This is a genomic window from Cellulosimicrobium composti (assembly GCF_009711085.1).
In the GTDB taxonomy this organism is placed as follows: domain Bacteria; phylum Actinomycetota; class Actinomycetes; order Actinomycetales; family Cellulomonadaceae; genus Cellulosimicrobium; species Cellulosimicrobium composti.
Genome location: NZ_WMKA01000004.1, coordinates 125,640 through 148,021 on the forward strand (window position 1 = coordinate 125,640; position 22,382 = coordinate 148,021).

The 22,382-nt window shown below is 74.9% G+C and carries 21 protein-coding genes; 15 read left to right on the forward strand and 6 right to left on the reverse strand.

What is annotated here, in order from left to right; translation table 11 throughout:
- Window positions 1-23 precede the first annotated feature (23 nt).
- The 5 genes from GJV82_RS03065 (at window position 24) to GJV82_RS03085 (ending at window position 4,527) form a co-directional block, all read left to right on the forward strand.
- Window positions 24-668 (forward strand): lysophospholipid acyltransferase family protein, encoded by a 645-nt coding sequence (locus tag GJV82_RS03065; RefSeq protein ID WP_024840997.1) that lies wholly within the window; start codon window positions 24-26, stop codon window positions 666-668.
- Window positions 669-740: 72 nt separating this feature from the next.
- Window positions 741-2,069 (forward strand): sensor histidine kinase, encoded by a 1,329-nt coding sequence (locus GJV82_RS03070; protein WP_155098191.1) that lies wholly within the window; start codon window positions 741-743, stop codon window positions 2,067-2,069.
- Window positions 2,070-2,142: 73 nt separating this feature from the next.
- The gene (locus GJV82_RS03075; protein WP_155098192.1) at window positions 2,143-2,787 is read left to right on the forward strand and encodes a response regulator transcription factor; all 645 of its coding nucleotides are present in this window, start codon (window positions 2,143-2,145) and stop codon (window positions 2,785-2,787) included.
- 51 nt (window positions 2,788-2,838) lie between these two features.
- Window positions 2,839-3,285 (forward strand): DoxX family protein, encoded by a 447-nt coding sequence (locus tag GJV82_RS03080; RefSeq protein WP_155098193.1) that lies wholly within the window; start codon window positions 2,839-2,841, stop codon window positions 3,283-3,285.
- 72 nt (window positions 3,286-3,357) lie between these two features.
- Entirely contained in the window at window positions 3,358-4,527 is a 1,170-nt protein-coding gene (locus tag GJV82_RS03085; RefSeq protein ID WP_155098194.1) for a hypothetical protein, read from the forward strand.
- A 71-nt stretch (window positions 4,528-4,598) separates the two neighbouring features.
- Here GJV82_RS03085 and GJV82_RS03090 read toward each other — a convergent pair whose 3' ends face one another.
- Together GJV82_RS03090 and GJV82_RS03095 are read right to left on the reverse strand one after the other, a co-directional pair.
- Complete coding sequence (locus GJV82_RS03090) at window positions 4,599-5,459, reverse strand: hypothetical protein (RefSeq protein WP_155098195.1); 861 nt, start codon at window positions 5,457-5,459, stop codon at window positions 4,599-4,601.
- 127 nt (window positions 5,460-5,586) lie between these two features.
- On the reverse strand, window positions 5,587-6,660 hold the full coding sequence (locus tag GJV82_RS03095; RefSeq protein WP_024841004.1) for an App1 family protein: 1,074 nt from the start codon (window positions 6,658-6,660) through the stop codon (window positions 5,587-5,589).
- Window positions 6,661-6,774: 114 nt separating this feature from the next.
- Here GJV82_RS03095 and GJV82_RS03100 point away from each other — a divergent pair, with 114 nt between their 5' ends.
- Together GJV82_RS03100 and GJV82_RS03105 are read left to right on the forward strand one after the other, a co-directional pair.
- Window positions 6,775-7,224, forward strand: a complete 450-nt coding sequence (locus GJV82_RS03100) for a hypothetical protein (protein WP_024841005.1) — start codon at window positions 6,775-6,777, stop codon at window positions 7,222-7,224.
- A 116-nt stretch (window positions 7,225-7,340) separates the two neighbouring features.
- Window positions 7,341-7,919 (forward strand): pyridoxamine 5'-phosphate oxidase family protein, encoded by a 579-nt coding sequence (locus GJV82_RS03105; RefSeq protein WP_155098196.1) that lies wholly within the window; start codon window positions 7,341-7,343, stop codon window positions 7,917-7,919.
- A 36-nt stretch (window positions 7,920-7,955) separates the two neighbouring features.
- Here the strand turns inward: GJV82_RS03105 and GJV82_RS03110 are convergent, their stop codons facing one another.
- Window positions 7,956-11,330 (reverse strand): discoidin domain-containing protein, encoded by a 3,375-nt coding sequence (locus GJV82_RS03110; protein ID WP_155098197.1) that lies wholly within the window; start codon window positions 11,328-11,330, stop codon window positions 7,956-7,958.
- Window positions 11,331-11,632: 302 nt separating this feature from the next.
- Here GJV82_RS03110 and GJV82_RS03115 point away from each other — a divergent pair, with 302 nt between their 5' ends.
- Window positions 11,633-11,803: a hypothetical protein gene (locus tag GJV82_RS03115; protein WP_155098198.1), complete on the forward strand. Its 171-nt coding sequence runs from the start codon at window positions 11,633-11,635 to the stop codon at window positions 11,801-11,803.
- A 6-nt stretch (window positions 11,804-11,809) separates the two neighbouring features.
- Here GJV82_RS03115 and GJV82_RS03120 read toward each other — a convergent pair whose 3' ends face one another.
- From GJV82_RS03120 to GJV82_RS03130, 3 genes are read right to left on the reverse strand one after another with little or no spacing between them, the layout of a single operon-like run.
- On the reverse strand, window positions 11,810-12,628 hold the full coding sequence (locus GJV82_RS03120; protein ID WP_318657221.1) for a ferredoxin reductase: 819 nt from the start codon (window positions 12,626-12,628) through the stop codon (window positions 11,810-11,812).
- Window positions 12,621-13,220: a sulfite oxidase-like oxidoreductase gene (locus GJV82_RS03125; RefSeq protein ID WP_024841009.1), complete on the reverse strand. Its 600-nt coding sequence runs from the start codon at window positions 13,218-13,220 to the stop codon at window positions 12,621-12,623. The genes GJV82_RS03120 and GJV82_RS03125 overlap by 8 nt, the downstream gene beginning before the upstream one ends.
- Window positions 13,221-13,258: 38 nt before the next feature.
- Complete coding sequence (locus GJV82_RS03130) at window positions 13,259-13,909, reverse strand: TetR/AcrR family transcriptional regulator (RefSeq protein WP_312028602.1); 651 nt, start codon at window positions 13,907-13,909, stop codon at window positions 13,259-13,261.
- Between the two features lie 152 nt (window positions 13,910-14,061).
- Between GJV82_RS03130 and GJV82_RS03135 the strand changes: the two genes are divergently transcribed.
- The 7 genes from GJV82_RS03135 to GJV82_RS03165 all read left to right on the forward strand — a co-directional run bounded on the left by GJV82_RS03135 (window position 14,062) and on the right by GJV82_RS03165 (window position 22,365).
- Window positions 14,062-15,360 carry a glycosyltransferase gene (locus GJV82_RS03135; RefSeq protein WP_155098199.1) on the forward strand — a complete coding sequence of 433 codons (1,299 nt, stop codon included), beginning with the start codon at window positions 14,062-14,064 and terminating at the stop codon, window positions 15,358-15,360.
- A gap of 19 nt (window positions 15,361-15,379) precedes the next feature.
- Window positions 15,380-15,922 (forward strand): DapH/DapD/GlmU-related protein, encoded by a 543-nt coding sequence (locus tag GJV82_RS03140; protein WP_024841012.1) that lies wholly within the window; start codon window positions 15,380-15,382, stop codon window positions 15,920-15,922.
- 194 nt (window positions 15,923-16,116) lie between these two features.
- A complete protein-coding gene (locus tag GJV82_RS03145) occupies window positions 16,117-17,148 on the forward strand; it encodes a LacI family DNA-binding transcriptional regulator (RefSeq protein ID WP_024841013.1) in 1,032 nt (343 codons plus the stop codon).
- Window positions 17,149-17,236: 88 nt separating this feature from the next.
- Window positions 17,237-18,502, forward strand: a complete 1,266-nt coding sequence (locus GJV82_RS03150; protein WP_024841014.1) for a sugar ABC transporter substrate-binding protein — start codon at window positions 17,237-17,239, stop codon at window positions 18,500-18,502.
- A gap of 54 nt (window positions 18,503-18,556) precedes the next feature.
- Complete coding sequence (locus GJV82_RS03155) at window positions 18,557-19,537, forward strand: carbohydrate ABC transporter permease (protein ID WP_024841015.1); 981 nt, start codon at window positions 18,557-18,559, stop codon at window positions 19,535-19,537.
- Window positions 19,534-20,352 (forward strand): carbohydrate ABC transporter permease, encoded by an 819-nt coding sequence (locus GJV82_RS03160; protein WP_024841016.1) that lies wholly within the window; start codon window positions 19,534-19,536, stop codon window positions 20,350-20,352. Before GJV82_RS03155 ends, GJV82_RS03160 begins: the two co-directional genes overlap by 4 nt.
- Before the next feature lie 45 nt (window positions 20,353-20,397).
- On the forward strand, window positions 20,398-22,365 hold the full coding sequence (locus GJV82_RS03165; protein WP_318657222.1) for a glycoside hydrolase family 127 protein: 1,968 nt from the start codon (window positions 20,398-20,400) through the stop codon (window positions 22,363-22,365).
- Window positions 22,366-22,382: the final 17 nt, after the last annotated feature.

Below are 22,382 nucleotides of genomic sequence, written 5' to 3' on the forward strand. Positions count from 1 at the left end.
CGGTGACGGTGCACAATGAACGAATGACCTACCGCGTCCTGAGGCTCGTCCTGTCGCTGCTCGCCTTCGTGCTGCTGCGACCCCAGGTGACGGGACGCAACAACGTCCCGCGCAACGGCGCGGTCATCCTCGCGAGCAACCACCTGTCGTTCATCGACTCGATCCTCATCCCGATCGTCGCGCCGCGGCACGTCACGTTCCTCGCCAAGGCGGAGTACTTCACGGGGCGCGGGCTCAAGGGCCGCCTGTCGCGCTGGTTCTTCACGACGGTCGGCATGATCCCCGTGCAGCGCGACGACCCGCGCGCGGGGCAGCGCTCGCTCGAGGACGCGCTCGAGGTGCTGCGGCGCGGCGGTGCGTTCGGCATCTACCCCGAGGGCACGCGCTCGCGCGACGGCAAGCTCCACCAGGGGCGCACGGGCGTCGCGTGGCTCGCGCTCGCCGGGCACGCGCCCGTCGTGCCCGTCGCGGTGCGCGGCACGGACAAGGTCCAGCCGATCGGCAAGCGGCTGCCGCGCCTGCACCGCGTCGAGGTGCACTTCGGCAAGCCCATCGACCCGCAGCGGCAGATCACGGCGGGCACCAAGCCCGCGCAGGCGCGCCGCGAGCTCACCGACGAGGTCATGGCGTCGATCCACCGCATGAGCGGCCAGGAGCTCGCCGCCTGACGGCCTGAGCGCGGCGCGCGCGTCACCCGTCCGGGGGATGTGCGACCCCGGCGGCCCGGCCAGACTGGGGGCATGGTGCGCGACGACGTCCGGCGGGTGCGGGCGTCCGGTGCGCGACCGCGCGGCGCGTGGGGGAGCGTGGTCGCGCCGCTGCGCAGCGCCGCGACCGTGCGCGCGGGGGTGTACCTCGTGGTCGGCGGCGTGGTCGCCGGGGCGTACGTGACGCTCGTCGCGGGGTTCGTGCAGATGTTCGCGTCGCTCCAGACCCCGCGTGTCGCCGTCGTCGTGCTCGCGCTCGTCTCCGCGGTGCTCGTGAGCACGCCCCCGTTCCTCGCGCCGGTCCGCACGCTCGAGATCGCGGCGGTGCGGACGTTCCTCGACGTGGACGTGCCCCTGCCGGTGCAGGGCGCGGCACCTCCCGGTGCCGCGACGCGCTGGCGCGCCGCGGCGTGGTACGCGCTGCACCTCGCCCTCGGGGCCGCGGTCGTGCTCGCCCTGCTGGTCGGGATCCCGGTCGCGACGCAGCTCGTCCTGTCCGCGGCGGGCGTCGAGACCGTGCTTCTCGCCGACTGGCGACCGTGGGACGCGCTGCCCGCGTGGGCGTGGCTGGTGATGGCCGCGCTCGTGCTGCTCGCCGTCCCGTACGTCGTCGCCCTCGCGCGCGCGGTGCTGCGGCAGGCCGCACCGCCCCTGCTGGGGCCGGACCAGTCGGAGCGCATCGCCGAGCTGGAGGCTGCCGCCGACCGCGCGGCCGAGCGTGGCCGCCTCGCGCGCGAGCTGCACGACTCGGTGGGGCACGCGCTGACCGTCACGACGCTCCAGGCCGCCGCGGCCGCGCGCCTGCTCGACGCCGACCCGGCCGCCGCGCGCCGGGCGCTCGCCGCGATCGAGGACACCGGGCGGTCCGCGATGGCGGACCTCGACCACGTCCTCGGGCTGCTCCGCGCGGACGCTCCCGCGACGCCCGGCGGTCCGCCCGCCCGCCCGGCCCGGACCCTCGCCGACCTCGACGCCCTGCTCGACGACGCGCGCCGCACCGGCGCCGACGTGCGGCGCGCGCGCGACGGGGCTGCGCCGCCCGACGTCCCGCGCGCCGTGTCGCAGGAGGCGTACCGCGTGGTGCAGGAGGCCGTGACGAACGCGCTGCGGCACGCGCCGGGCGCGCCCGTCACCGTCGACGTCGCGGCGGACGACGGCGCGCTGGCCGTCGAGGTGCGCAACCCCCTGGACGCCGCGCGTGGGCCGGGGCCGGGACCCGGCCCGGCGCGCGAGCGCCGCGGCCTCGCGGGCATGCGCGAGCGCGCGCACCTGCTGCGCGGGGAGGTCACGGCCGGTCCCACGCCCGACGGCGGGGCCTGGGTCGTGCGGGCGCGGTTCCCCGGAGCGGGTGCGGGAGGATGAGGCGTCCCGGGACGGCCGTCGACCGCCGTCGCGCGGGCGCGGCCCGGCGCCGGGCACGACGAGGAGGGGGCGCATGACGACGACGCGCGTGGTGCTCGTGGACGACGAGCCGCTCGTGCGCGCGGGGCTGCGCGTGATCCTCGACGCGGAGCCGGACCTCGAGGTCGTCGGCGAGGCGGGGGACGGCGCGGACGTGCCGGGCGTCGTCGCGCGCGAGCGGCCCGACGTCGTGCTCATGGACGTGCGGATGCCGCGCGTCGACGGCATCGCGGCGACGCGCGCGCTGCTCGCCCGGGAGCCCGCGCCCCGGGTGCTCGTCGTGACGACGTTCGAGAACGACGACCACGTGCTCGACGCGCTGCGGGCGGGCGCGCACGGGTTCCTGCTCAAGCGGGCGCGGCCCGAGGAGGTGGTGCAGGCGGTGCGCGTCGTCGCGCGCGGTGAGTCGCTGCTGTTCCCCGACGCCGTGCGCCGGCTCGCGACGGCGCGCCCGCCCGCGGGGGACGAGCTGCGCGACGCGCGCCTCACCGAGCGCGAGGGCGAGGTGCTGCGCCTCGTCGCGCAGGGGCTGTCGAACGCGGAGATCGCCGCCGAGCTGTACCTGGGCGTCGAGACCGTGCGGACGCACGTCGGGAACGTGCTCGCGAAGCTCGGCGTGCGGGACCGCACGCAGGCCGTCGTGCGCGCGTACGAGTCGGGTTTCGTGCGACCCGTCTGACCGGCGCTCGGCCGCGCTGCGGGCAGGCGGGCCGGGTGCGACGATCGCGCGATGGACCTCTCCGCGATCACCCGCCCCGCCCCGCGCGTCCCGCTCGTCGCGACGCTCGCCCGCGTCGGGCTCGGCCTCGCCCTCGTGGGGGCCGGCGTCAGTCACCTCACCGTCTCGCGCGAGGAGTTCCAGGCGCAGGTCCCGTCCTGGTTCCCCGTGGACGAGGACGTCACGGTGCTGGCCTCGGGGGCGGTCGAGATCGTGCTCGGCGCGTCGCTCGTCGTGCTGACGCGGTGGCGGGTCGCGGTCGGCCTGGTCGCGGCCGCGTTCTTCGTCGTGATCTTCCCCGGCAACGTCGGCCAGTGGCTCGAGCACAAGGACGGGTTCGGCCTCGACACCGACGCCAAGCGCTTCGGCCGCCTGTTCTTCCAGCCCGTGCTCATGGCGTGGGCGCTGTGGTCCACGGGCGCGCTGCGGGCGCTGCGCGACGCGCGCTCGCGGGACTGATCCCCCGCGCGGGGGAGCCAGGCCGCCGCCACGGGGGATCCCCGTCGCGTCGCCCGGCGCGAGGGTCGAGTCATGAGCACCTCGACACCACGCACCCCCGTCCCCACCCCGACCCGCGGCCCGGGCCGCCGGAACCAGGACGCCGCCGCACCACCCGGGGCCGCCCCGCCCGCCCGCGCGGCGGACGTGCCCCGCGGGCGCTGGGTCGGCCCGGCAGCCGCGGTCCTGTGGGCCGCCGGCGGTCTCGCCGCGCTCGCCGTCACCCTCACCGGCGGCACGCTCGCGGTCGGCGACGCGAACGACCTCTCGTTCGGCGTCCTCACGCCCGTGCCCGGCGCGACGCTCACGCCGTGGGTCGCCGTGCTCGGGCTCGTCGGCGCCGCCACGGCGCTGCGGGCGTGGCTCGGCGGCCGGCACGGGCTCGTCGCGCGCGGCGACCGCGCGCTCACCGTCGCGGCGACCGCCGTCGTCGGTCTTGGCGTCCTCGCCCTCACCGACGCCTCGATCCTCGCGCGCCTCGGCTACCTGCCGGTCACGCTCGTCATGGCCCCGTTCGACCCGGTGATGCGTGCGGCGTTCCAGGACTTCGTCGGCGCCGGGCCGCTGCTCCAGGTGGCGCTCCTCGCGGGCGGCGCGCTGCTCGTCGCCTCGACGTGGCGGTTCGTGCGCCGCGCCGCGGGCGCGTGCGAGTCGTGCGGCCGCCGCCACGACGGCCACGACCACGCGTGGACGACGCCGGAGGCCTCCGCGGGCTGGGGACGTCGCGCCGCGCTCGTGGCAGCCGCCGCGCCCGCGTTCTACGCGCTCACCCGGATCGCGTGGGTCCTCGGCATCCCGCTCGGCTTCTCGCCCGACGACGTCGCCGACCTCGCCGGGGACGACGGCTGGATCGCGGCGCTCGGCCTCGGCGGCTTCGCGTTCGTCGGCGCCGTGCTCACGCTCGGGCTCTACCAGCACTGGGGCGAGCGGTTCCCGCGCTGGATGCTCGGCCTCGCGGGCCGGCGCGTCCCGGTCGGCCTCGCGGTCGTCCCGGCGACGGTCGTCGCGGTCGCCGTCCTGCCCGCCGGGGTCTCGCTCGTCGCGCTCGGGCTCGGCGAGGGCCAGCTCGCGCTCACGGCCGACCGGTGGGGCGCCGTCGGCCCGATGCTCCTGTGGCCGCTGTGGTCCGTCGCCCTCGGCGCCGCGACCTACGCCTACTGGCTGCGCCGCCGCGGCACGTGCCGCACGTGCAGCCGCGGGTGACGCCCGGCCGCCACGACCCGCCCCGCCGGACTCCCGCCTCGTGCGGGGCGGCGGGGTGCGGGTGCGTGGCCCTACTGGGGCTCGACGGGGCCGTCCTGCCCGGCGACGAGGTCGCCGCAGCTCGTCTCCTGCGCGGTCGTGACCACCGGGTCGTCCGCGGGCGCGTCCTGCGCGACGGTCTCCTCCTCGCCGTTCGTCGCCCGCGTCGCGCCCGCGTCGAGGTCCACCAAGGTGCGGGACACGGTGAACGTCGTGCCGTCGTCGGACACGGCGTTCAGTCCCGCGAGGTGCAGCGCGCCGTCGACCTCGGTGCAGCCGACGCCCGTGCCGAAGCCGGCGAAGCCCTTGTCGAACGTGTACTGCTCGTCCTGCGCGTTCTGCGTGGGCGTCACGGCGCAGTCGGCGGCGGAGAAGAGCAGGACCTCACGGCCGGTGTCGACGAGCGCGATCGGCGCGGTCGCGTCGCCCGCGGCCACGAGGTTGACGACCGCGCTCGCGGGGACGGGGCTCGCGGACTCGATCGGCGCGGAGAACGTCGCGCCCGAGGCGGTGGTGATGCCGAACGCGCGGTCCGCGCCGCCGGTCAGCCACGCGGTGTCCGGGCGGCCGTCGCCGTCGACGTCGACGATCTCGTGCGTGTCCGCGCCGGCGGGCGGACCGTCGCCCGCCGCGGGGCAGCCCTCCGCGGCAGGGGTCGACGCGTCGTCGCTCGGGGAGGCCGCGTCGGTCGGCGACGCGTCCCCCGTCTCCGTGGCCGTCGGCGCGGGCGTCTCCGCCGCGGGCTCGGCGCCGGGCGGGCGGTTCACGAGCCACACGACCAGGGCGATCACGAGCACCGCCACGACCGTGAGCACGATCCACGGCCACGTGCGGCGCGTCCGCTCGGCAGGTTCGGGCTCGGGCACGGGGAACGGGTCCTGCGGCGTCGTCATTCCCTCAGGCAATCACCCGCTCCTGACATCGGCATCCCGGCGCGGCGGCCCGCCGAGCATGGGGTTGTCGCCCGTCACGACCTCAGAACGGGCGGTGACCCCATGTTCGGCGGACGCGGTCGTCCCGTCAGCGGCGCAGGGCGCGCGCGAGGGCGCGGGTGAGCGCGTCGCCGTCGGGGCCGAACGCCGTCGGGACGCCGGTGCCGACCTCGCCCGGGAGGCTGCCCGGGGCAGGCAGCGGCGAGCCGTGGGCGAGGACCTGCTGCGCAGGCGTCAGCTCGCGGATCGCGACGGCCGCGACGTGGTCCGGGAACCGCCGCGCGGCACGCGCGTAGATCTCCGGGTCGTGCTGGCCGTCGTCGCCGATCAGGAGCCAGTCGACGTCGGGCAGCTCGCGGAAGAGGCGTTCGAGCGCGGTGTCCTTGTGCTCCGGGCCGCTGCGGAACCACCCGGTGTTCGTCGGGCCCCAGTCCGTCAGCAGGAGCGGGCCGGGCGGGAAGCCGTGGCGCTGGAGGAACCGGCGCAGGTTCGCGGCCGTGTTCCACGCGCCCGTCGAGACGTAGACGAACGGCGTGCCGGGGCGCTCCGTCGCGATCCCGCGGTACAGGGCCGCCATCCCCGGCACGGGGACGCGTGCGCTCGAGTGCCGCACGAACGTGTTCCACGCGGCGATGAGCGGGCGGGGCACCGCGGTGACCATCGCGGTGTCGTCGATGTCCGACACGACGCCGAGCCGCCGCCCGTCCGCCACGACGAACACGCGGCCCTTCGCGACCGCGCCCGACGACGGCCGGAACGTCACGTCGTGCCAGCCCGGTGCGAGCGCGACGTCGATCGTCGCGTCGAGGTACCCGCCGCGGTCGGACACGAGGTCGACGGTCACGTCACCGACGTGGACGCGCACCTCCTCGCGCGGGGCGGGCGCGGTGAAGAAGTACCGCCAGCCCCGGCGGTCGGCGGACTCGCGCTCGTGCAGCGCGGGGTCGAACGCCGGGCTCGCGAGCAGCACGCGCCCGAGCACGCGCACGCGCCGCGGGCTGCCGTACCCCGCGAACGGCTCGACCCGCGGGCGCCAGCCGCGCGCCTTCTGCAGGCGCGAGACGACGGCGCGCCACCGGTCCTCGATCCGCGCCGCCCGGTGGGGTCGCTGGCTCGGGGTCGCCTGGGTCGTGACGGTCGGTACGGGTGCGGTCTGTGGCATGGCTCGCGACGGTGTCCTCGGTCGGGGGTGGCGGGTCAACCCTGTCACAGGGCGCCGACGCACGCGGTCCGGCGACGGGGTGCGGGCCGGCGGGGCCGTGCCTAGCGTGGCGGCGTGAGCGACGACGACCCCCGTGACCTGCCGAGCCGTGCCGTGCCGGACGGCGTGAGCGACGCGACCGTCGACGCGCTCGGCGCGCTGAGCGAGGCGCTGGAGACGACGGAGCGCGCCCGGGGCCACCTCTACACGTTCCACCAGCTCACGGGCGAGGCCGACCTCGCGCTCGGCGAGGCCGTCGAGAAGCTGCGCGCCGCCGGGCACGCGGACGTCGCGGACCGGATCGCGACCGACCTCGTGGGGCGCAACGTCATCCCCGGGCACTGGACGTTCCAGGTCGTCGAGGCGTACGACGACACCTACTGGTCGGTGTTCCGCGAGCACGAGCGTGCCGCGCGCGAGGCGCTCGCGGGTGGCGCGCGGCACCTGTTCGAGGCGCGGATGAAGCAGGAACGACGCACGGCCGGGCGCGCGGGCCACGAGGCGGCGCCCGAGGACGTCCGGTAGGCCCGGCGTCGGTCCACGCCCGCACGCCGACCGGGCACGGGTCGCGCCGGTCGCCGCGGCGCCGATGAGTTCCGGCGTGCTCGCCGGTCCGAGGGAGGACCGACGAGAGGACACGCATGAGCACCGCAGCCCAGCCCGCCGCACCCGCCGCCCCCGAGGGGACGCTCATCCCCGGCTTCAGCTCCCCGGGGGCGAGGCCCGTCGCGTGGGAGACCGTGCGCGGCGCGCTCGAACGGGCGGAGATCTCGTGGATCTCGACGGTGCGCCCCGACGGGCGCCCGCACGTCACGCCGCTCATGACGGTCGTCGCGGACGGGTGCCTCCACGTGACCACCGGCCCCGGCGAGCGCAAGGCGCGCAACCTCGCCCAGAACCCGCACGTGGTGGTGACGACGGGCACGAACGTGTTCGAGGACGCGCTCGACGTCGTCGTGGAGGGCACGGCCGTGCGCGTCACGGACGACGCGGCGCTGCGCCGCCCGGCCGAGCGGTGGCGCTGCAAGTACGGCGACGAGTGGACGTTCGACGTCGCGGACGGGGCGTTCGTGCACGACGGCGACCCGGCGCTCGTGTTCGCGGTGCGGCCCGAGGTCGTGTTCGCGTACGAGCGCACGGCCGAGCACGCGGCGATGCGGTGGCGGTTCGGGGACGCCGCGCCGGCCGGTGCCCCGGACGCACCGCAGCCCGCCTCGTGAGGCGGGCTGCGGCGTCGTGCGGGGTGGGTGCGGACGTCAGTTCCGCGTGATCGTGAACGTCGACGTCGTGTTCTCGATGTCCCGGTAGTTGCCCGAGAACGTGAGGTCGGTGAACGTCGCCGTGCCGACGGCCGGGCCCTGGCCCGGCTCCGGCATGGGGTTGACCCAGATGCCGAACCCGGACCGCGCGTCGTACTGGTCGCCGCTCTTCGTCGCGCCCGTGATGGTGACGTTCGTGAAGGTCGGGTTCTGGAACGTGTTCTGCGGCTGGCCGCCCACGTAGTTCGTCTGGAACATGATCCCGGAGTACGTCGGGTCGACGATGTCGAGGTTCCGCACCTCGATGTTCCCGAACGCCTTCGACGCCGAGAACATCCACACGGCCCCGAACACCTGGTCGCCCCAGAAGTGCCCGCCGGAGCGCACGACCGTCAGCCCGTCGAACACCGTCGGCGCGGGCCCGAAGCCCTCCATCGGGTACCCGAAGTCGAGCGAGCTGATCGTCACGCCCGAGTAGACGAGCGTGTCCGCGACGTAGATGTTCCGGAACGTGTTGTCCTGCCCGCCGTAGACCGCGAGCCCTGCGGCGCGCCAGGTGTTCGTCGAGGTGAGGTTCTCGAACACGTTGCCGCGCTGGCCGGAGCCGCCGTTGTCGGTGGCCGCGAAGAGCGCGAACGAGTCGTCGCCCGTGCCGCGCGCCTGGTTGTTGTGGACGTGGTTGTTCGCGCTGCCGTTCGTCATGTTGATCGCGTCGGCGAACGTGTTGCGGATGCGCGAGTTCTTGACCTCCGAGTCGTCCATGTTCGACGCCCAGAACATGCAGATCATGTGCTCGACCCAGATGTTGTCGATCGTCATGTTCTTCACGTCGGCGAAGTCGAACACCTTGCCCGGCCCGTCGATGCGCGACGTGTAGTTGCCGAAGTACGCGAAGTCGCGGAACGTCGAGCCGTTGGCGCTCGCCTCGGCGCGGAAGCCGACGTCGGTGTTCTCCTGGCTCTGCGGCGCGAAGAACCGCGTGAACCACGGGCCCGCCCCGACGACGTCGACGGCCTTGCCGTAGACCTGGAACTTGTTCGCGGTCTGGTAGTCGCCCGCGGGGAGGTAGACGCCGTCGAGCGTCCCGGTCGTGTCCATGCGGACCCGGTCGAGCGCGTCCTGGACGTCCTGGTGCGTGAAGCCCGTGGGCTGCGTGTACCGCTCCGGGTCGGGGTTCGCCTGCGGTGTCGCGAGCTCGAGGTCGACGAAGTCGATCGCGTACTGCGACGTGTTCTGCGCGGTCTTCTGCAGGCGGATCGTCGAGCCTGCGGGGACGGTCGTGCCGAGCAGCGTGCTGGCCTCGTCGTAGACGTGGCGCGGCGCGCCCTGGCCCGGCTGGTTGCCGGGGTTGGTCTCGTTCCCGTAGAGCCACGCGTAGCGCGACGTGAGGTCGATGTTCTTGAGGAACTGGCCGTCGACGAAGATCGCGAGCGTCGCGTCGGTGCCGCCGCCACCCGCCGCGTCGGGGATGGAGAAGCGGGTCAGGAGCGTGTTCGTCGGCGCCTTGGTGGTCCACTCGACGTACGCGCCGGTCTGGTCGAGCGTGACGGCCCGACGGCCCGACGCCTCCCCCGCGAGGTCGCCCACGACGCGGTTCGGCGCGAGCACCGTCGCGCCGCCGCCCGTGACGCCGTCCTCCGCCTCGTAGGTGTCGAACGGCAGGTTCGCGCCGCGGCCGACGAAGAGCGGGCGCGTGACGGCGTTGTTCGCACGCTTGGCCGCGACCTCCGTCGGGTCGGGCGCTGCGACGACCTCGACGTCGTAGGTGCCGTCCGCGGCGGTCCACGTGCCGAGGGACACGCTCGCGCTGCTCGCACCCGCGGCGATCGCTCCGCTCACGGAGCCGGTGAGGGTGCGCACGACGGCGCCCGTCGCGGTGTTCGTCACGGTCACCGTGAGGCCGTGCGCACCGGACGAGGTCGCGACGTTGCCCTGGTTGGCGAGCGTCGCGGAGAAGCTCACGGTGCTGCCCGCGGCGGGGCTCGTGGGGGACCACGTGACGGTCGGGACGAGGTCGGAGCTGGGGACGGCGGTCACGACGAGCGGCGTCGGGTTCGTGTACGCGTTGTTGCTCTCGTCCTGCTCGGCGACCGTGCCGCCGGCGTCGGCGACCGCGCCGATCGTGTAGCTCGCGGCGGGGCGCGCGCCGAAGTCCGCCGTGACGGTGGCCTCGGCACCGGCGGCGAGCGCGCCGACCGGCTCCGTCGCGACGGTCTGCCCGTCGAGCGTGAACGCGACGTCCGTCGCGGCGGACCCCTGGGTGCCGATGTTCCGCACGACGGCGGAGAGCGTGACGGCCTGCGACTCCAGCGGTGACGCGGGGGTCGCGGTGACGCCCGTGACGACGAGGTCGGGGTTGGGCGCGGCGGTGCCGAACACCTGGAGCTCGGCGACCTGCCCGTTGCCCGAGCCGGTGTTGCCCGTGAACCGCAGACGCACGTCCTTCGCGGTACCCGTCACGGGGACGGTCACGGTGTTGCCCGTGCCCGGCGAGAACGCGTGGGCGGCGGACGCCGCGAGCGTCTGCCACGCCCCGGCCGCGGACTCGCGGCCCTGGACCTCGAACGTCTGGGTGCGCGGGCCCCACGCCGCCGCGGGCGGGAGCTTCACGACGACGGCGGTGAGCTCGGCCGCGGCGTCGAGCGACACCGTGAGCGTGCTCGGGTACTGGCCGCCCGCGCCCTCCCAGTAGGTCGACGTGTCGTCGTCGGTCGCGTTCGCCGCGACGTACTGCCACTCGGTCGAGGACGCCGCGGCGGGCCGGCCCGACGCGAGGTTCGAGCCCGTCGGCTGGCCGGGGTCCCCGGGGTCGCCGGGGTCGGTGGTTCCGGCGGTCCCGCGCACCCGGAGCTCCGAGAGCTGGGCCGCCGGCCAGCCGGTGTTCGCGGTGACGTGCACGCGGACGTACCGCGCCGACGTGTCCGGCACGTCCACGGTCACGGTGTTGCCCGACGCCGGGTCGAACGTGTACGCCTGGCTCGCGGTGAGCGTCGTGAAGGCCGCGCCGTCCGTGCTCGCCTGCACGCTCAGCGTCTGCTGTCGCGCCTCCCACCCGGCGGGGAGCGTGAGCACGACGTCCTCGACGGCGGCAGGGGTGCCGAGGTCGACCTGCGCCCACTGCGGGAACGTGGAGTTCGTCGACTCCCAGTAGGTGCTCGGGTCGCCGTCCGTGAGGTTCTCGGACAGGTACGGCGCGTTGTTGCTGCTCGCGGCCGTCGGCTTCCCGGCGGACAGCACGGTGGGCGCCGCGGTCGCCGTCGTGGTGAGGCCGAGCGGGACGAGCAGGGCGGTCGCCGTCGCCGTGGCGGCGAGGAGGCGGAGCCCGCGGCGCGGCGCGCGGGTGCGGTTCGACGTGCTGGGTCGATGTCTCATCGATGTCCTCGATCTCCCGTCCTCGTCGACGGGTGTCAGGCCGCGCCGGGGCGGTCCCGCACCGGACCGGGTGCCCGGGTCGGAGGACGGCCCTGCGGCGCACGTCCGGCGTGAGGCCGGATGGCTCGGGTCAGTACCTTCGAGAATTGCGACGCTGCTGTGCCGCACCGCACAACAGAGTGTTGATTTCTTGCATCAACTCGCAAGAACGCTACTGGCGCGGTGCGGGGTCGTCAAGGGACGGCGCGGGCGCGCGGGGGGTCGGCCGCGGTCCGTGCCGCCCGGCGGGCTAGGGTCCGGGCATGGGAATCGGGCCGATCTACCCGCTGCTGATCCTGCTCTACGTCGCGGTGCTCGCGACGATCGCCGTCCTGGTGATCTGGGCGCTGGTCCTCACGATCCGACTGCTGCGCAGCGTGCTCGCGGAGCGCGACGCGCGGGCCCGGGCCGGCTGGGCGCCGCCGCCCGCGTAGCGGCCGTCAGTCCGCGGCCGGCCCGAACCGCTCGGTCCGGATCCGTGCCGGGTCGTGCCCGAGCGAGACGAGCTGCCGGGCGAGGGCCTCGACGAAGCCCGTGGGTCCGCACACGAAGCAGGCCGGCTCGATCTCGGCGGGCCAGCCCCACGCGGCGAGCTCGCGGCGCTCGAGGCGCCCCGGCCCCCGGACGGAGCCGAGCGGCGTCGAGCGCGTGTAGACGACCTGCACGTCGAGACCGTCGTGCGCGGCGACGAGCCGGTCGAGGTCGTCGACGTAGAGGCGGTCCTCGGGCCGGCGCACCGAGTACACGAGCCGGACCGGCGTGCGGTCGCCCGCCTCGCGCCGCGTGCGGAGCATCGCCATGAGGGGCACGAGCCCGGACCCGCCGGCCGCGAGCAGCACGGGCGTCCCGGCGTCGCGCTCGGGCGACCACACGAACCAGCCCCCGACGGGTCCACGGAGCTCGATCGCGTCGCCCACGGCGAACACGTCGGTGAGGTACGTCGAGACCTCGCCCCCGGCCACGCGCTGGACGGTGAGCTCGACGCGCGCGGGCGCGGCGCCGTCGAGCGCGCTGCCCTCGGGGACCGTCGAGCGCGTCGCGGCGCTCCCGACCGAGTAGCTCCGCTCGGCGCGGTAGCCGTCGGGCGCGGTGAGGCGCAGGTCCACGTGCTGCCCGGCCATGTGGCCCGGCCAGTGCGCCACCTCGAGCACGAGCGTGCGCGCGGACGGGCTCTCCGCCCACGCGTCGACGAGCGTCGCGACCTGCCAGCCCGACGGCCGCGCGTACCGGGCGCCGAGCCGGGCGGGCGCCTCAGTCACCCTGGTACCTCTGCTCGCGCCACGGGTCGCCGAGGTCGTGGTACCCGAGGCGCTCCCAGAAGCCCTGCCGGTCCATGGGCATGAGCGTGATGCTGTTGACCCACTTCGCGGACTTCCAGAAGTACAGGTGCGGCACGAGCAGCCGTGCCGGGCCGCCGTGGACCGGGTGGAGCGGCGCGCCGTCGAACGTGTGCGCGATCCACGCCTTGCCGCCCAGGAGCTCCGAGACCGGGAGGTTGGTCGTGTAGCCGCCGTAGGAGCCGACCATCGCGAAGTCGGCCGTCGACTCGACCTCGGCGAGGAGCGTGTCGAGCGAGACGCCGCGCCACGTCGTGCCGAACTTGGACCAGCGGGTCACGCAGTGGATGTCGACGGTGGGCTCGTCCTGGGGGAGCGCCATGAGCTCCGCCCACGACCACGAGCGCGTCACGCCGGTCTCGGTCGTGACGTCGAGGCGCCACGACGCGGTGTCGAGGCGCGGTGTGGGCCCGGCCGAGAGCACGGGGAACCCCGTCTCGACGTACTGGCCCGGCGGGAGTGCCACGCCCTGCGGACGCGGCCGGCCGTGGAAGCCGGGGGTGAGGGTGCTCATGGCACACGGTAGGCGCCACGAGCCGCGACGCGCCAGGGTCAGGTCGCGACGTCCGCGCCGGGCGGGGCCGCGACGAGGCGCACGACGGCGTCGCGCAGCCAGGCCCGGTAGCGCGCGGCGGACCAGCCCGCGCCCACCACGAAGTGCGTGTACCCCTCGACCCCGAGCAGGTAGGAGAGCGACTCGGCGGCCTCGTCGCGCGGCGCGTACGGGTGGAAGCCGTGGGCCTCGAGCACGTCGACGCTCGCGCGCAGGTCGGCCCGGCGGCGCTCGAGAAGCGCGTCGAGCTCCGCCGCGACCGCCTCGTCGCCGCGCGCGGCCGACGTGAAGGCGGACCAGAGACCGCTCACGCGCGCGTTCGCCGCCGCGACGAGGTCGACGAGGCCGTCGAGGAACGCCTCGGGGTCGCTCGTCGCGGCGACCGCGCGGCCTTCGGGGCGCGCGGCGAGCGACTCCTTGCCCTCCGACCCGGCGAACGTGAGCTCGAACGCGGCGAGCAGCAGCGCGCGCTTGGGGCCGTGCGCCTTGACCGTCTCCAGCGAGACGCCCGCGCGCTCGGCGATGCGCGCGAGGGTCGTGCGCTCGTAGCCGCGGTCGGCGAGCTCCTCGGCCGCGGCGCGCACGACGCGCTCGCGCGTCCGGGCGGCCTGCTCGGCGCGGAGGTCGGACGTGTACGCACGGGGGACCACTATTGACTACCCTTCTAGGGTGATGAATACTCCTGACGGTTGATCGATCCTCTCACACGCCGCCTCCCCCGCGGCATCCCGCGCAGACGGCCCGGTCCTGCGCCCGTCCCGTTCCCTCGGCGCACCCGCGCCGTCCGAGAGAGGCACCACCGATGGCCAGCGTCCTGCTCTGCTCCACCCCCGTGCACGCGCACGTCACGCCCCTGCTCGCGGTCACCCGCGCGCTCGTCGCGCGCGGGCACGACGTCCGCTTCCTCACCGGCGCCCGGTTCGCCGCCGCCGCCCAGGCCGCGGGCGCCGAGCACGTGCCGCTCCCGGCGGAGGCCGACTTCGACGACCTCGACCTCGCCGGAGCGTTCCCCGGCCGCGCCGGGCGCACCGGGCTCGACGCGATCCGGCACGACATGCTCGAGATCTTCGTGCGGCCCGGTGCCGCGCAGCACCGCGCGGTGCTCGACGCGCTCGCGCGCCGGCGTGCGGACGCGGTGCTCGTCGAGCCCCTGTTCCTCGGCGCGATGGCGCTCGTCGCCAGCCCGGCCGACCGTCGACCGCCCGTGCTCACGCTCGGCATCGTGCCGCTCGGGCTCAGGAGCGAGCGCACGGCCCCGTTCGGGCTCGGCGTGCTGCCCGCGCGCGGCCGGCTCGGCGTCCTGCGCAACCGCGCGCTGTACCGGTTCGTCGAGCGCGTCGCGTTCGCGGAGCCGCAGCGGACGGCGCAGGAGATGGTCCGGGCCGCGGGCGTGGAGCCGAACGGCACGTTCTTCCTCGGCTGGCCGGCCGACGCGGACGCCGTCGTGCAGCTCACGGTGGCCGAGCTCGAGTACCCGCGACCGGACGTCACGACGCCGGTCCGGTTCGTCGGCCCGCCGCGCCCGGCGCCCTCGGACGGCACGCTCCCGCCGTGGTGGGGCGACCTCGACACGCGCCGGCCGGTCGTGCACGTCACGCAGGGCACCGTGGCGAACGAGGACCCGACCCAGCTCCTGGTCCCGACCCTGCGCGCGCTCGCCGACGAGGACGTGCTCGTGGTCGCCGCGACGGGCGGCCGCCCCGTCGAGGCGCTCGGCGCGCTGCCCGCGAACGCGCGCGCGGCCGAGTACCTCCCGTACGACGCGCTGCTCCCGCGCACCTCGGTCCTCGTGACGAACGGCGGCTACGGGGGCGTGCACCACGCGCTGCGGCACGGCGTGCCCGTCGTCGTCGCGGGCAAGACCGAGGACAAGGCGGAGGTCGCGGCGCGCGTCGCGTGGACGGGCGCGGGCGTGCGGCTGCGGACGAGCACGCCGCGCCCCGCCCAGGTGCGGCGCGCCGTGCGCCGCCTGCTCGACGACCCGGCCTACGCCCGGGCGAGCGCGGCGCTCGGCGAGCGGATCGCCGCCTCGCCGGGCGAGGACGGCGTGGTCGACGTCGTCGAGGAGGTCGTCGCCGCGCGGGAGCCGGTCGCGCGCTGACGTGCGGCAGGATCGGGGGATGCCCGGCGACCTGCTCCTGAGGATCCAGAGCCCCGAGTTCCGCGCGATGTCCGAGCGCGTGCTGCGCGCGACCGAGCTCACGTCGCGGCTCAACGTCCTGCCGTTCGACGACGAGGACGGCCGGGCGCGCCTGCTCGAGCAGATCCTCGGGCGTCCCCTGCCGCCGCGCGTGACGATCTACCCGCCGTTCTTCACCGACCACGGGCTGAACCTCGACCTCGCCGAGCGGGTCTTCGTCAACCAGAACTGCACGTTCCTCGACTACGCGGGCATCCGGCTCGCGGAGCGCGTCATGGTCGCGCCGCGGGTCACGTTCGTGACCGTCGGGCACCCCGTCGACACCGACGACCGCAAGGTCTGGCTGACCGGCGGGCCCATCGACGTGCACGAGAACGTGTGGATCGGCGCGGGCGCGACGATCCTGCCGGGCGTGACGATCGGGCGGGACGCCGTCGTGGCCGCCGGCGCGGTGGTCGCCGAGGACGTCCCGCCGCGCACCCTGGTGACCGGGACCAAGGCGGCCGTGCGACGCGCCTGGTGAGCCGACGGCCGAGCCGCCCGCCGAGCTGCTCGGAGACCACGACGCCTGCACGCTGACGGGCCCGTCCACCCCGGTGACGGGCGAATCGGTTCGACGATCGGGCGCTCGTGCCGCGGAAATACGCCGAGAACTCGGGCTTGCGCGGATGTTAACGCTCACGCTACTGTCGAACCGGTTCGATCAGAGGAGGCACAGTGGCCACCATCGGAGACGTCGCCCGGGTCGCGGGGGTCTCGCGCAGCACGGCGTCGTACGCGCTCTCGGGGAAGAGGGCGATCTCGGCGGACGTGCGCCGTCGCGTCGAGGACGCCGTCCGGACGCTCGGGTACACGCCCAACGCCGGGGCGCGCGCGCTCGCCACGACGCGCACGATGGTCATCGGGCTGCTCGCGCAGTTCCTCCCGGACGAGTTCGCGCCCGCGATGCTCCAGTACATGCTCGGCGTCTCCGACACCGCGCGCGAGCACGGCTACGACATCCTGCTCGCCACCGACGCCGACGGGACCCGCGCGCTGCGCCGCATGACGGACTCGCGCATGGTCGACGGCGTCGTCCTGCTCAACGTCGCCGAGCACGACGAGCGCCTGCCGATCCTGCGGGCCGCGCCCCAGCCGGGCGCGCTCGTCGGCCTGCCCGCGGACTGCACGGGCGTCGACGTGTTCGACCTCGACTTCGAGGAGGCCGGCCGCCTCATGGTCGACCACCTCCACCGCCTCGGGCACCGCGAGGTCGTGCTCGTCTCGCAGCCCGAGCACGTCGTCGAGCGCGGTGGCGCGTACGTGTGGCGCCTCCAGAACGCCGCGGTCGAGGCCGCGCGGGCGCGCGGCGTCGTCCTGCACGCCACGTACGCGTCGTCGGGCCAGCCCGAGGTCGGCCGCGAGCTCCACGCGCTCCTCGACGCGTACCCCCGGGCCACCGGCCTGGTCATCAACAACGAGGCGGCCGCGGCCGCCCTGCCCACCGTCCTGCACGACCGCGGCCTGTCCGCGCCGCGGGACCTGTCCGTCGTCGGGCGCTACTCGGACGAGTTCGCCCGCACGTTCTCCCTGCCCTTCTCCTCGGTCGAGTCCGCGCCGGACCGCCTGGGCCGCATGGCCGTGCGCCAGCTCGTGCGGCGCATCGAGGGGGAGGTCGGGGCTGACGAGCCGCACGTCGTGCGGTTCGTCTCGCCCGAGCTCGTCGACCGGGGAAGCACGGGGGCGCCGCCCCGGCGCACCGGGGCCTAGGCCCCGACCGCCCCGCCGACCGACGGCGGGCGCGGACGCAAGGAGGTCGTCGGCGTCGTCGACCGACTCGTTCAAGGAGGAACCCGAGATGCACCACACGCGCCGCAAGCCGGTCACCCTGGTGACCGCCGTCCTCGGCACCGCGACCCTCGCCCTCGTCGGGGCGTGCTCGTCCGGTGGGGCCGGGGGCGGGCAGGCGTCCGGCGGGGACAGCACCACGTACACGTGGTGGGACCCGTACCCGCAGCACGACGCGTCGTCCGACTGGGAGGCGCGCGTCCAGCAGTGCGGCGAGGAGGCCGGCGTCACCATCCAGCGCACCGCGTACGACACGACGGCGCTGACGAACCAGGCGCTGCTGTCGGCGCAGGAGGGCACGTCGCCCGACGTCATCCTGCTCGACAACCCGGCCGTCTCCACGCTCGCCGAGACGGGCATGCTCACCACGATGGACGAGTTCGGCCTCGACACGGCCGACGTGGACGCGAACCTGCTCGACGCCGGCGTGGTGGACGGCGAGACGTACGGCATCCCCATCGGGGCCAACACGCTCGCGCTCTACTACAACAAGGAGATCCTCGACGCCGCGGGCGTCGACCCCGCGTCGATCACCGACTGGGCGTCGCTCACCGCCGCGCTCGAGGCCGTGACGGGTGCCGGGCACAAGGGCATCACGTTCGCGGGCATCGGCACCGAGGAGGGCTCGTTCCAGTTCCTGCCGTGGTTCTGGGGCGCGGGCGCCGACCTCACCCAGCTCGACTCGCCCGAGGCCGTCGAGGCGCTCGAGCTGTGGAAGGGCTGGCTCGACGCGGGCTACGCGCCGAACTCGGTCATCCAGAACTCGCAGAACACGACGTGGGAGGAGTTCCTCACCGGGGACTTCGCGTTCGTGGAGAACGGCACGTGGCAGGTCAACAGCGCCGCCGAGGCGGACTTCGAGACGGGCGTCGTGCAGCTCCCCGCGAAGGACGGCGGCGTCGCGCCCGCGCCCACGGGTGGCGAGTTCATCGTCGCGCCCGTGCAGTCCGACGAGGGCCGCTACGAGGTGACGCGCCAGATCGTCGAGTGCATGACGACGCCCGAGGGCTTCGTCGAGACGGCGAACACGTTCGCGTACTACGTGCCGCCGACGGAGGAGGGCCAGGAGCAGCTCCTCGCGGAGTCGCCCGAGCTCGAGACGTGGGTCGAGGCCGTGCGCAGCGCGAAGGGCCGCACGAGCGACAACCTCGGGACTGACTACCCGAAGATCTCCGAGGCGCTGTGGACCGCGGTCCAGAACGCGCTGTCCGGCTCCGCGACGCCGCAGGAGGCGCTCTCGGCCGCGCAGGCCGACGCCGAGGCCGCGACGAGCTGACCATGTGCGACGCACGTCGCATGTGAACGATCACAGGACTGACGAAGGATGACCATGACCACCCTCCCGACCGCCGTCGGGACGCGCGAGGACGCCGGGGGAGCGGCGGGCAGCACGCCCGCCGCCCCCTCGGGGCCGCGCCGCCGACGGGGACCGAGCGCGAGCCAGTGGGCCGCCGTGGGCTTCGCCGCCCCGCTGCTCGTGTACCTGGTGCTCTTCTACGCGTACCCGCTGTGGCGCAACGTCGACCTCAGCCTGCACGACTACACGATCCGCGCGTTCGTCCAGGGCGACCCGGAGTTCGTGGGCCTCGACAACTTCGCGGCGGTGTTCGCGTCGTCGACGTTCCCCGCGGCGCTGTGGAACACCGCGTTCTTCACGGTCGTGTCGATCGCGTTCCAGTTCACGATCGGCCTCGCGCTCGCGGTCTTCTTCCGGTCGAGCTTCCGGCTGTCGGGCTTCCTGCGCGCGCTGTTCCTCGTGCCGTGGCTGCTGCCCCTCATCGTGTCGTCGTCCACGTGGGCGTGGATGCTCAACAGCGACAACGGCATCGTCAACTCGGTGCTCGAGTCGTTCGGGATCGGACAGATCAACTGGCTCACGTCGCCCGACACCGCGCTGATCGCCGTGACGATCGCCAACATCTGGCTCGGCATCCCGTTCAACCTCGTGATCCTCTACTCCGGGCTGCAGAACGTCCCGGGCGAGGTCTACGAGGCGGCGTCGCTCGACGGCGCGGGCGCGTGGCGCCAGTTCCGCAGCATCACGCTGCCCCTCCTGCGGCCCGTCTCCGCGATCACGATCCTGCTCGGGCTCATCTACACGCTCAAGGTCGTCGACGTCATCTGGATCATGACGACGGGCGGCCCGGGCAACGCGTCCACGACGTTCGCCGTGTGGTCCTACCGCGAGGCGTTCGGCACCGGGCAGCCCGACTTCTCGCCCGCCGCCGCCGTCGGCAACATCCTCATCCTCGTCGCGCTCGTCTTCGGGTTCCTGCACCTGCAGCTCCAGCGCCGTCAGGAGGCGTCATGACCGCGACCCGCCCGTGGTGGAAGACCGTCCTCGGCGTCGTCTTCACCGCCCTCATGCTGTTCCCCGTCTACTGGATGGTGAACGTCTCCCTCACCCGCACGAGGGACCTGCGCGCCGACCCGCCGCACTGGTTCCCCTGGGCCCCGACGCTCGAGGGCTACGAGGCCGTCCTCGCGCAGCAGCTCCCCGCGCTCGGCACGAGCCTGCTCGTCGGGGCGGGGTGCGTCGTCCTCACCGTCGCGATCGCCGCGCCCGCCGGGTACGCGCTCGCGCTGCTCAACCTCCGCGGCGGCAAGACCCTGAGCTTCCTGCTGCTCGTCGCGCAGATGATCCCGGCCGTCGTCATGGCGATGGGGTTCTACGCCATCTACGTGCGGCTCGGGCTGCTCAACACGGTCGGCGGCCTCATCGTCGCCGACTCGACGATCGCCGTCCCGTTCGGCGTGCTCCTGTACACCGCGTTCATGTCCGGCATCCCGCGCGAGCTCCTCCAGGCCGCGCGCGTCGACGGCGCGGGCCCCTGGCGCACGTTCGTCTCGGTCGTGCTGCCCGTGAGCCGCAACTCCACCGTGACCGTCGCGCTCTTCGCGTTCCTGTGGGCGTGGTCCGACTTCATCTTCGCGTCGACGCTCAACCGGAACGGCAGCCTCGTGCCGATCACGCTCGGCATCTACAGCTACATCGGGAACAACACGACCCAGTGGAACGCCATCATGGCGACCGCCGTCGTCGCGTCCGTGCCCGCCGCCGTGCTCCTCGTGCTCGCGCAGCGCTTCGTCGCCGCGGGCGTCACCGCCGGGGCCGTCAAGGACTGAGCCGTCCCGCCCCGCAGCTCCCGCACCTCGTCAGAAGGACCGACCGTGACAGACCGCTCCACCACGACCGCCACCGCCGTCGCCCGCCCGGGCGGGACCGCGCTCCTCGCCGACCCCGCGGCGCGCCCCGTCCAGCCGCCGACGCGCGGACGCCGCGGGCTCGGCGTCGGCGAGGTCCGGCTCGACGGCGGCTTCTGGGGCGACCTGCAGGAGACCAACGCCCGCGCGACCATCGACCACTGCGAGCAGTGGATGGAGCGGCTCGGCTGGATCGCGAGCTTCGACGCCGTCGCGCACGGCACGACGGGCGGCCACCGGCCGGGGTGGCAGTTCTCCGACTCGGAGGTCTACAAGCTGCTCGAGGCGATGGCGTGGGAGCTCGCGCGCTCCGACGACGCGGCGCTCGCGGCGCGGTACGACCGGCTCGTCGAGCGGGTCGCCGCCGCGCAGGACGACGACGGCTACCTCAACACGTGCTTCGGCCACGCCGGCCAGCCGGGTCGCTGGACGGACCTCGAGCGCGGGCACGAGCTGTACTGCGTGGGCCACCTGCTCCAGGCGGCCGTCGCGCGCGTGCGCACCGCGGGCGAGGACCTGCTGGTGCAGGTCGCGCGGCGCGCGGCGGATCTCGTGTGCCGCGAGTTCGGCCCGGACGGGCGTGCCGGCATCTGCGGGCACCCGGAGATCGAGGTGGGCCTCGCGGAGCTCGGCCGCGCGCTCGGCGAGCCGCGCTACACCGAGCAGGCGCGCGTCTTCGTGGAGCGTCGCGGCCACGGCACGCTCGCCCCGATCCCGCTCCTGAGCCCCGCGTACTTCCAGGACGACGTCCCGGTGCGCGAGGCCGACGTGTGGCGCGGGCACGCCGTGCGCGCCCTCTACCTCGCCGCGGGCGCGGTCGACGTCGCGGTGGACACGGGCGACGACGAGCTGCTCGGCGCAGTCGTGCGGCAGTGGGAGCGCACCGTCGAGCGGCGCACCTACCTCACGGGCGGCATGGGCTCGCGGCACCAGGACGAGGGGTTCGGCGACGACTGGGAGCTGCCCGCGGACCGCGCGTACTGCGAGACGTGCGCGGGGATCGCCTCGGCCATGGTCTCGTGGCGGCTCTACCTCGCGACGGGCGACGTGCGGTACGCGGACCTCATGGAGCGCACCTACCTCAACGTCGTGGCCACGTCCCCGCGGGCCGACGGCCGCGCGTTCTTCTACGCCAACCCGCTGCAGCAGCGCGTCGCGGGGCAGGACGTCGCCGCGGACGCGGAGAACCCGCGGGCCGAGGGCGGGGTCCGCGCGCCCTGGTTCGACGTGTCGTGCTGCCCGACGAACGTCGCGCGCACCCTCGCGTCGTGGCAGGCGTACGTCGCGTCCGTCGACGGTGACGAGCTGTCCCTGCTCCAGCACGCCGCGTGCGACGTGGACGTCGCGCTCGACGCGGGCGGACGGCTCGCCGTGCGCGTGACGACCGAGTACCCGGCCGACGGCGTCGTGCGCGTCGAGGTCCTCGACGCCCCCGGGCGCGAGGTCGCGCTGCGCCTGCGCGTGCCGTCCTGGGCGCACGGCGCGACGCTCACCGGTCCCGACGGCGTCGCGCGGCTCGTCGCCCCGGGCTGGGCCGAGGTGCGGGGTGCGCTGGGCGCGGGGGACTTCGTCGTGCTCGACCTCCCGGTCGCGCCGCGGCTCACGTGGCCCGACCCGCGGATCGACGCCGTCCGGGGCTGCGTCGCCGTCGAGCGCGGGCCGGTCGTGCTGTGCCTCGAGTCCGTCGACCTGCCCGCGGGCGTGACCGTCGACGACGTGCGCGTCGACCCCGGCGTCGCTCCGCGCCCGCACGAGGACGGCGCCGTCGTGCGCGCCACCGTGGTCGCGCACCGCACCGACCGGTCGTCCCTGCCGTACCCGAGCGCCCCGCCCACCCCGGCGCCGCGCGACGAGGTCGACCTCGTGCTCGTGCCCTACCACCGGTGGGCCGAGCGCGGGCCGTCGACCATGCGCGTGTTCCTCCCCACCCTCTGACTCGAACCACCCACCTG

What these genes read in the sequence shown, in the direction of transcription:
- GJV82_RS03115 (WP_155098198.1), top strand. Translation starts at nt 11,633, where the DNA reads ATGGGAATCGGGCCGATCTACCCGCTGCTGATCCTGCTCTACGTCGCG.
- GJV82_RS03085 (WP_155098194.1), top strand. Translation starts at nt 3,358, where the DNA reads ATGAGCACCTCGACACCACGCACCCCCGTCCCCACCCCGACCCGCGGC.
- GJV82_RS03160 (WP_024841016.1), top strand. Translation starts at nt 19,534, where the DNA reads ATGACCGCGACCCGCCCGTGGTGGAAGACCGTCCTCGGCGTCGTCTTC.
- GJV82_RS03090 (WP_155098195.1), bottom strand. Translation starts at nt 5,459, where the DNA reads ATGACGACGCCGCAGGACCCGTTCCCCGTGCCCGAGCCCGAACCTGCC.
- GJV82_RS03075 (WP_155098192.1), top strand. Translation starts at nt 2,143, where the DNA reads ATGACGACGACGCGCGTGGTGCTCGTGGACGACGAGCCGCTCGTGCGC.
- GJV82_RS03110 (WP_155098197.1), bottom strand. Translation starts at nt 11,330, where the DNA reads ATGAGACATCGACCCAGCACGTCGAACCGCACCCGCGCGCCGCGCCGC.
- GJV82_RS03095 (WP_024841004.1), bottom strand. Translation starts at nt 6,660, where the DNA reads ATGCCACAGACCGCACCCGTACCGACCGTCACGACCCAGGCGACCCCG.
- GJV82_RS03125 (WP_024841009.1), bottom strand. Translation starts at nt 13,220, where the DNA reads ATGAGCACCCTCACCCCCGGCTTCCACGGCCGGCCGCGTCCGCAGGGC.
- GJV82_RS03065 (WP_024840997.1), top strand. Translation starts at nt 24, where the DNA reads ATGACCTACCGCGTCCTGAGGCTCGTCCTGTCGCTGCTCGCCTTCGTG.
- GJV82_RS03155 (WP_024841015.1), top strand. Translation starts at nt 18,557, where the DNA reads ATGACCACCCTCCCGACCGCCGTCGGGACGCGCGAGGACGCCGGGGGA.
- GJV82_RS03105 (WP_155098196.1), top strand. Translation starts at nt 7,341, where the DNA reads ATGAGCACCGCAGCCCAGCCCGCCGCACCCGCCGCCCCCGAGGGGACG.
- GJV82_RS03080 (WP_155098193.1), top strand. Translation starts at nt 2,839, where the DNA reads ATGGACCTCTCCGCGATCACCCGCCCCGCCCCGCGCGTCCCGCTCGTC.
- GJV82_RS03070 (WP_155098191.1), top strand. Translation starts at nt 741, where the DNA reads ATGGTGCGCGACGACGTCCGGCGGGTGCGGGCGTCCGGTGCGCGACCG.
- GJV82_RS03150 (WP_024841014.1), top strand. Translation starts at nt 17,237, where the DNA reads ATGCACCACACGCGCCGCAAGCCGGTCACCCTGGTGACCGCCGTCCTC.
- GJV82_RS03140 (WP_024841012.1), top strand. Translation starts at nt 15,380, where the DNA reads ATGCCCGGCGACCTGCTCCTGAGGATCCAGAGCCCCGAGTTCCGCGCG.
- GJV82_RS03135 (WP_155098199.1), top strand. Translation starts at nt 14,062, where the DNA reads ATGGCCAGCGTCCTGCTCTGCTCCACCCCCGTGCACGCGCACGTCACG.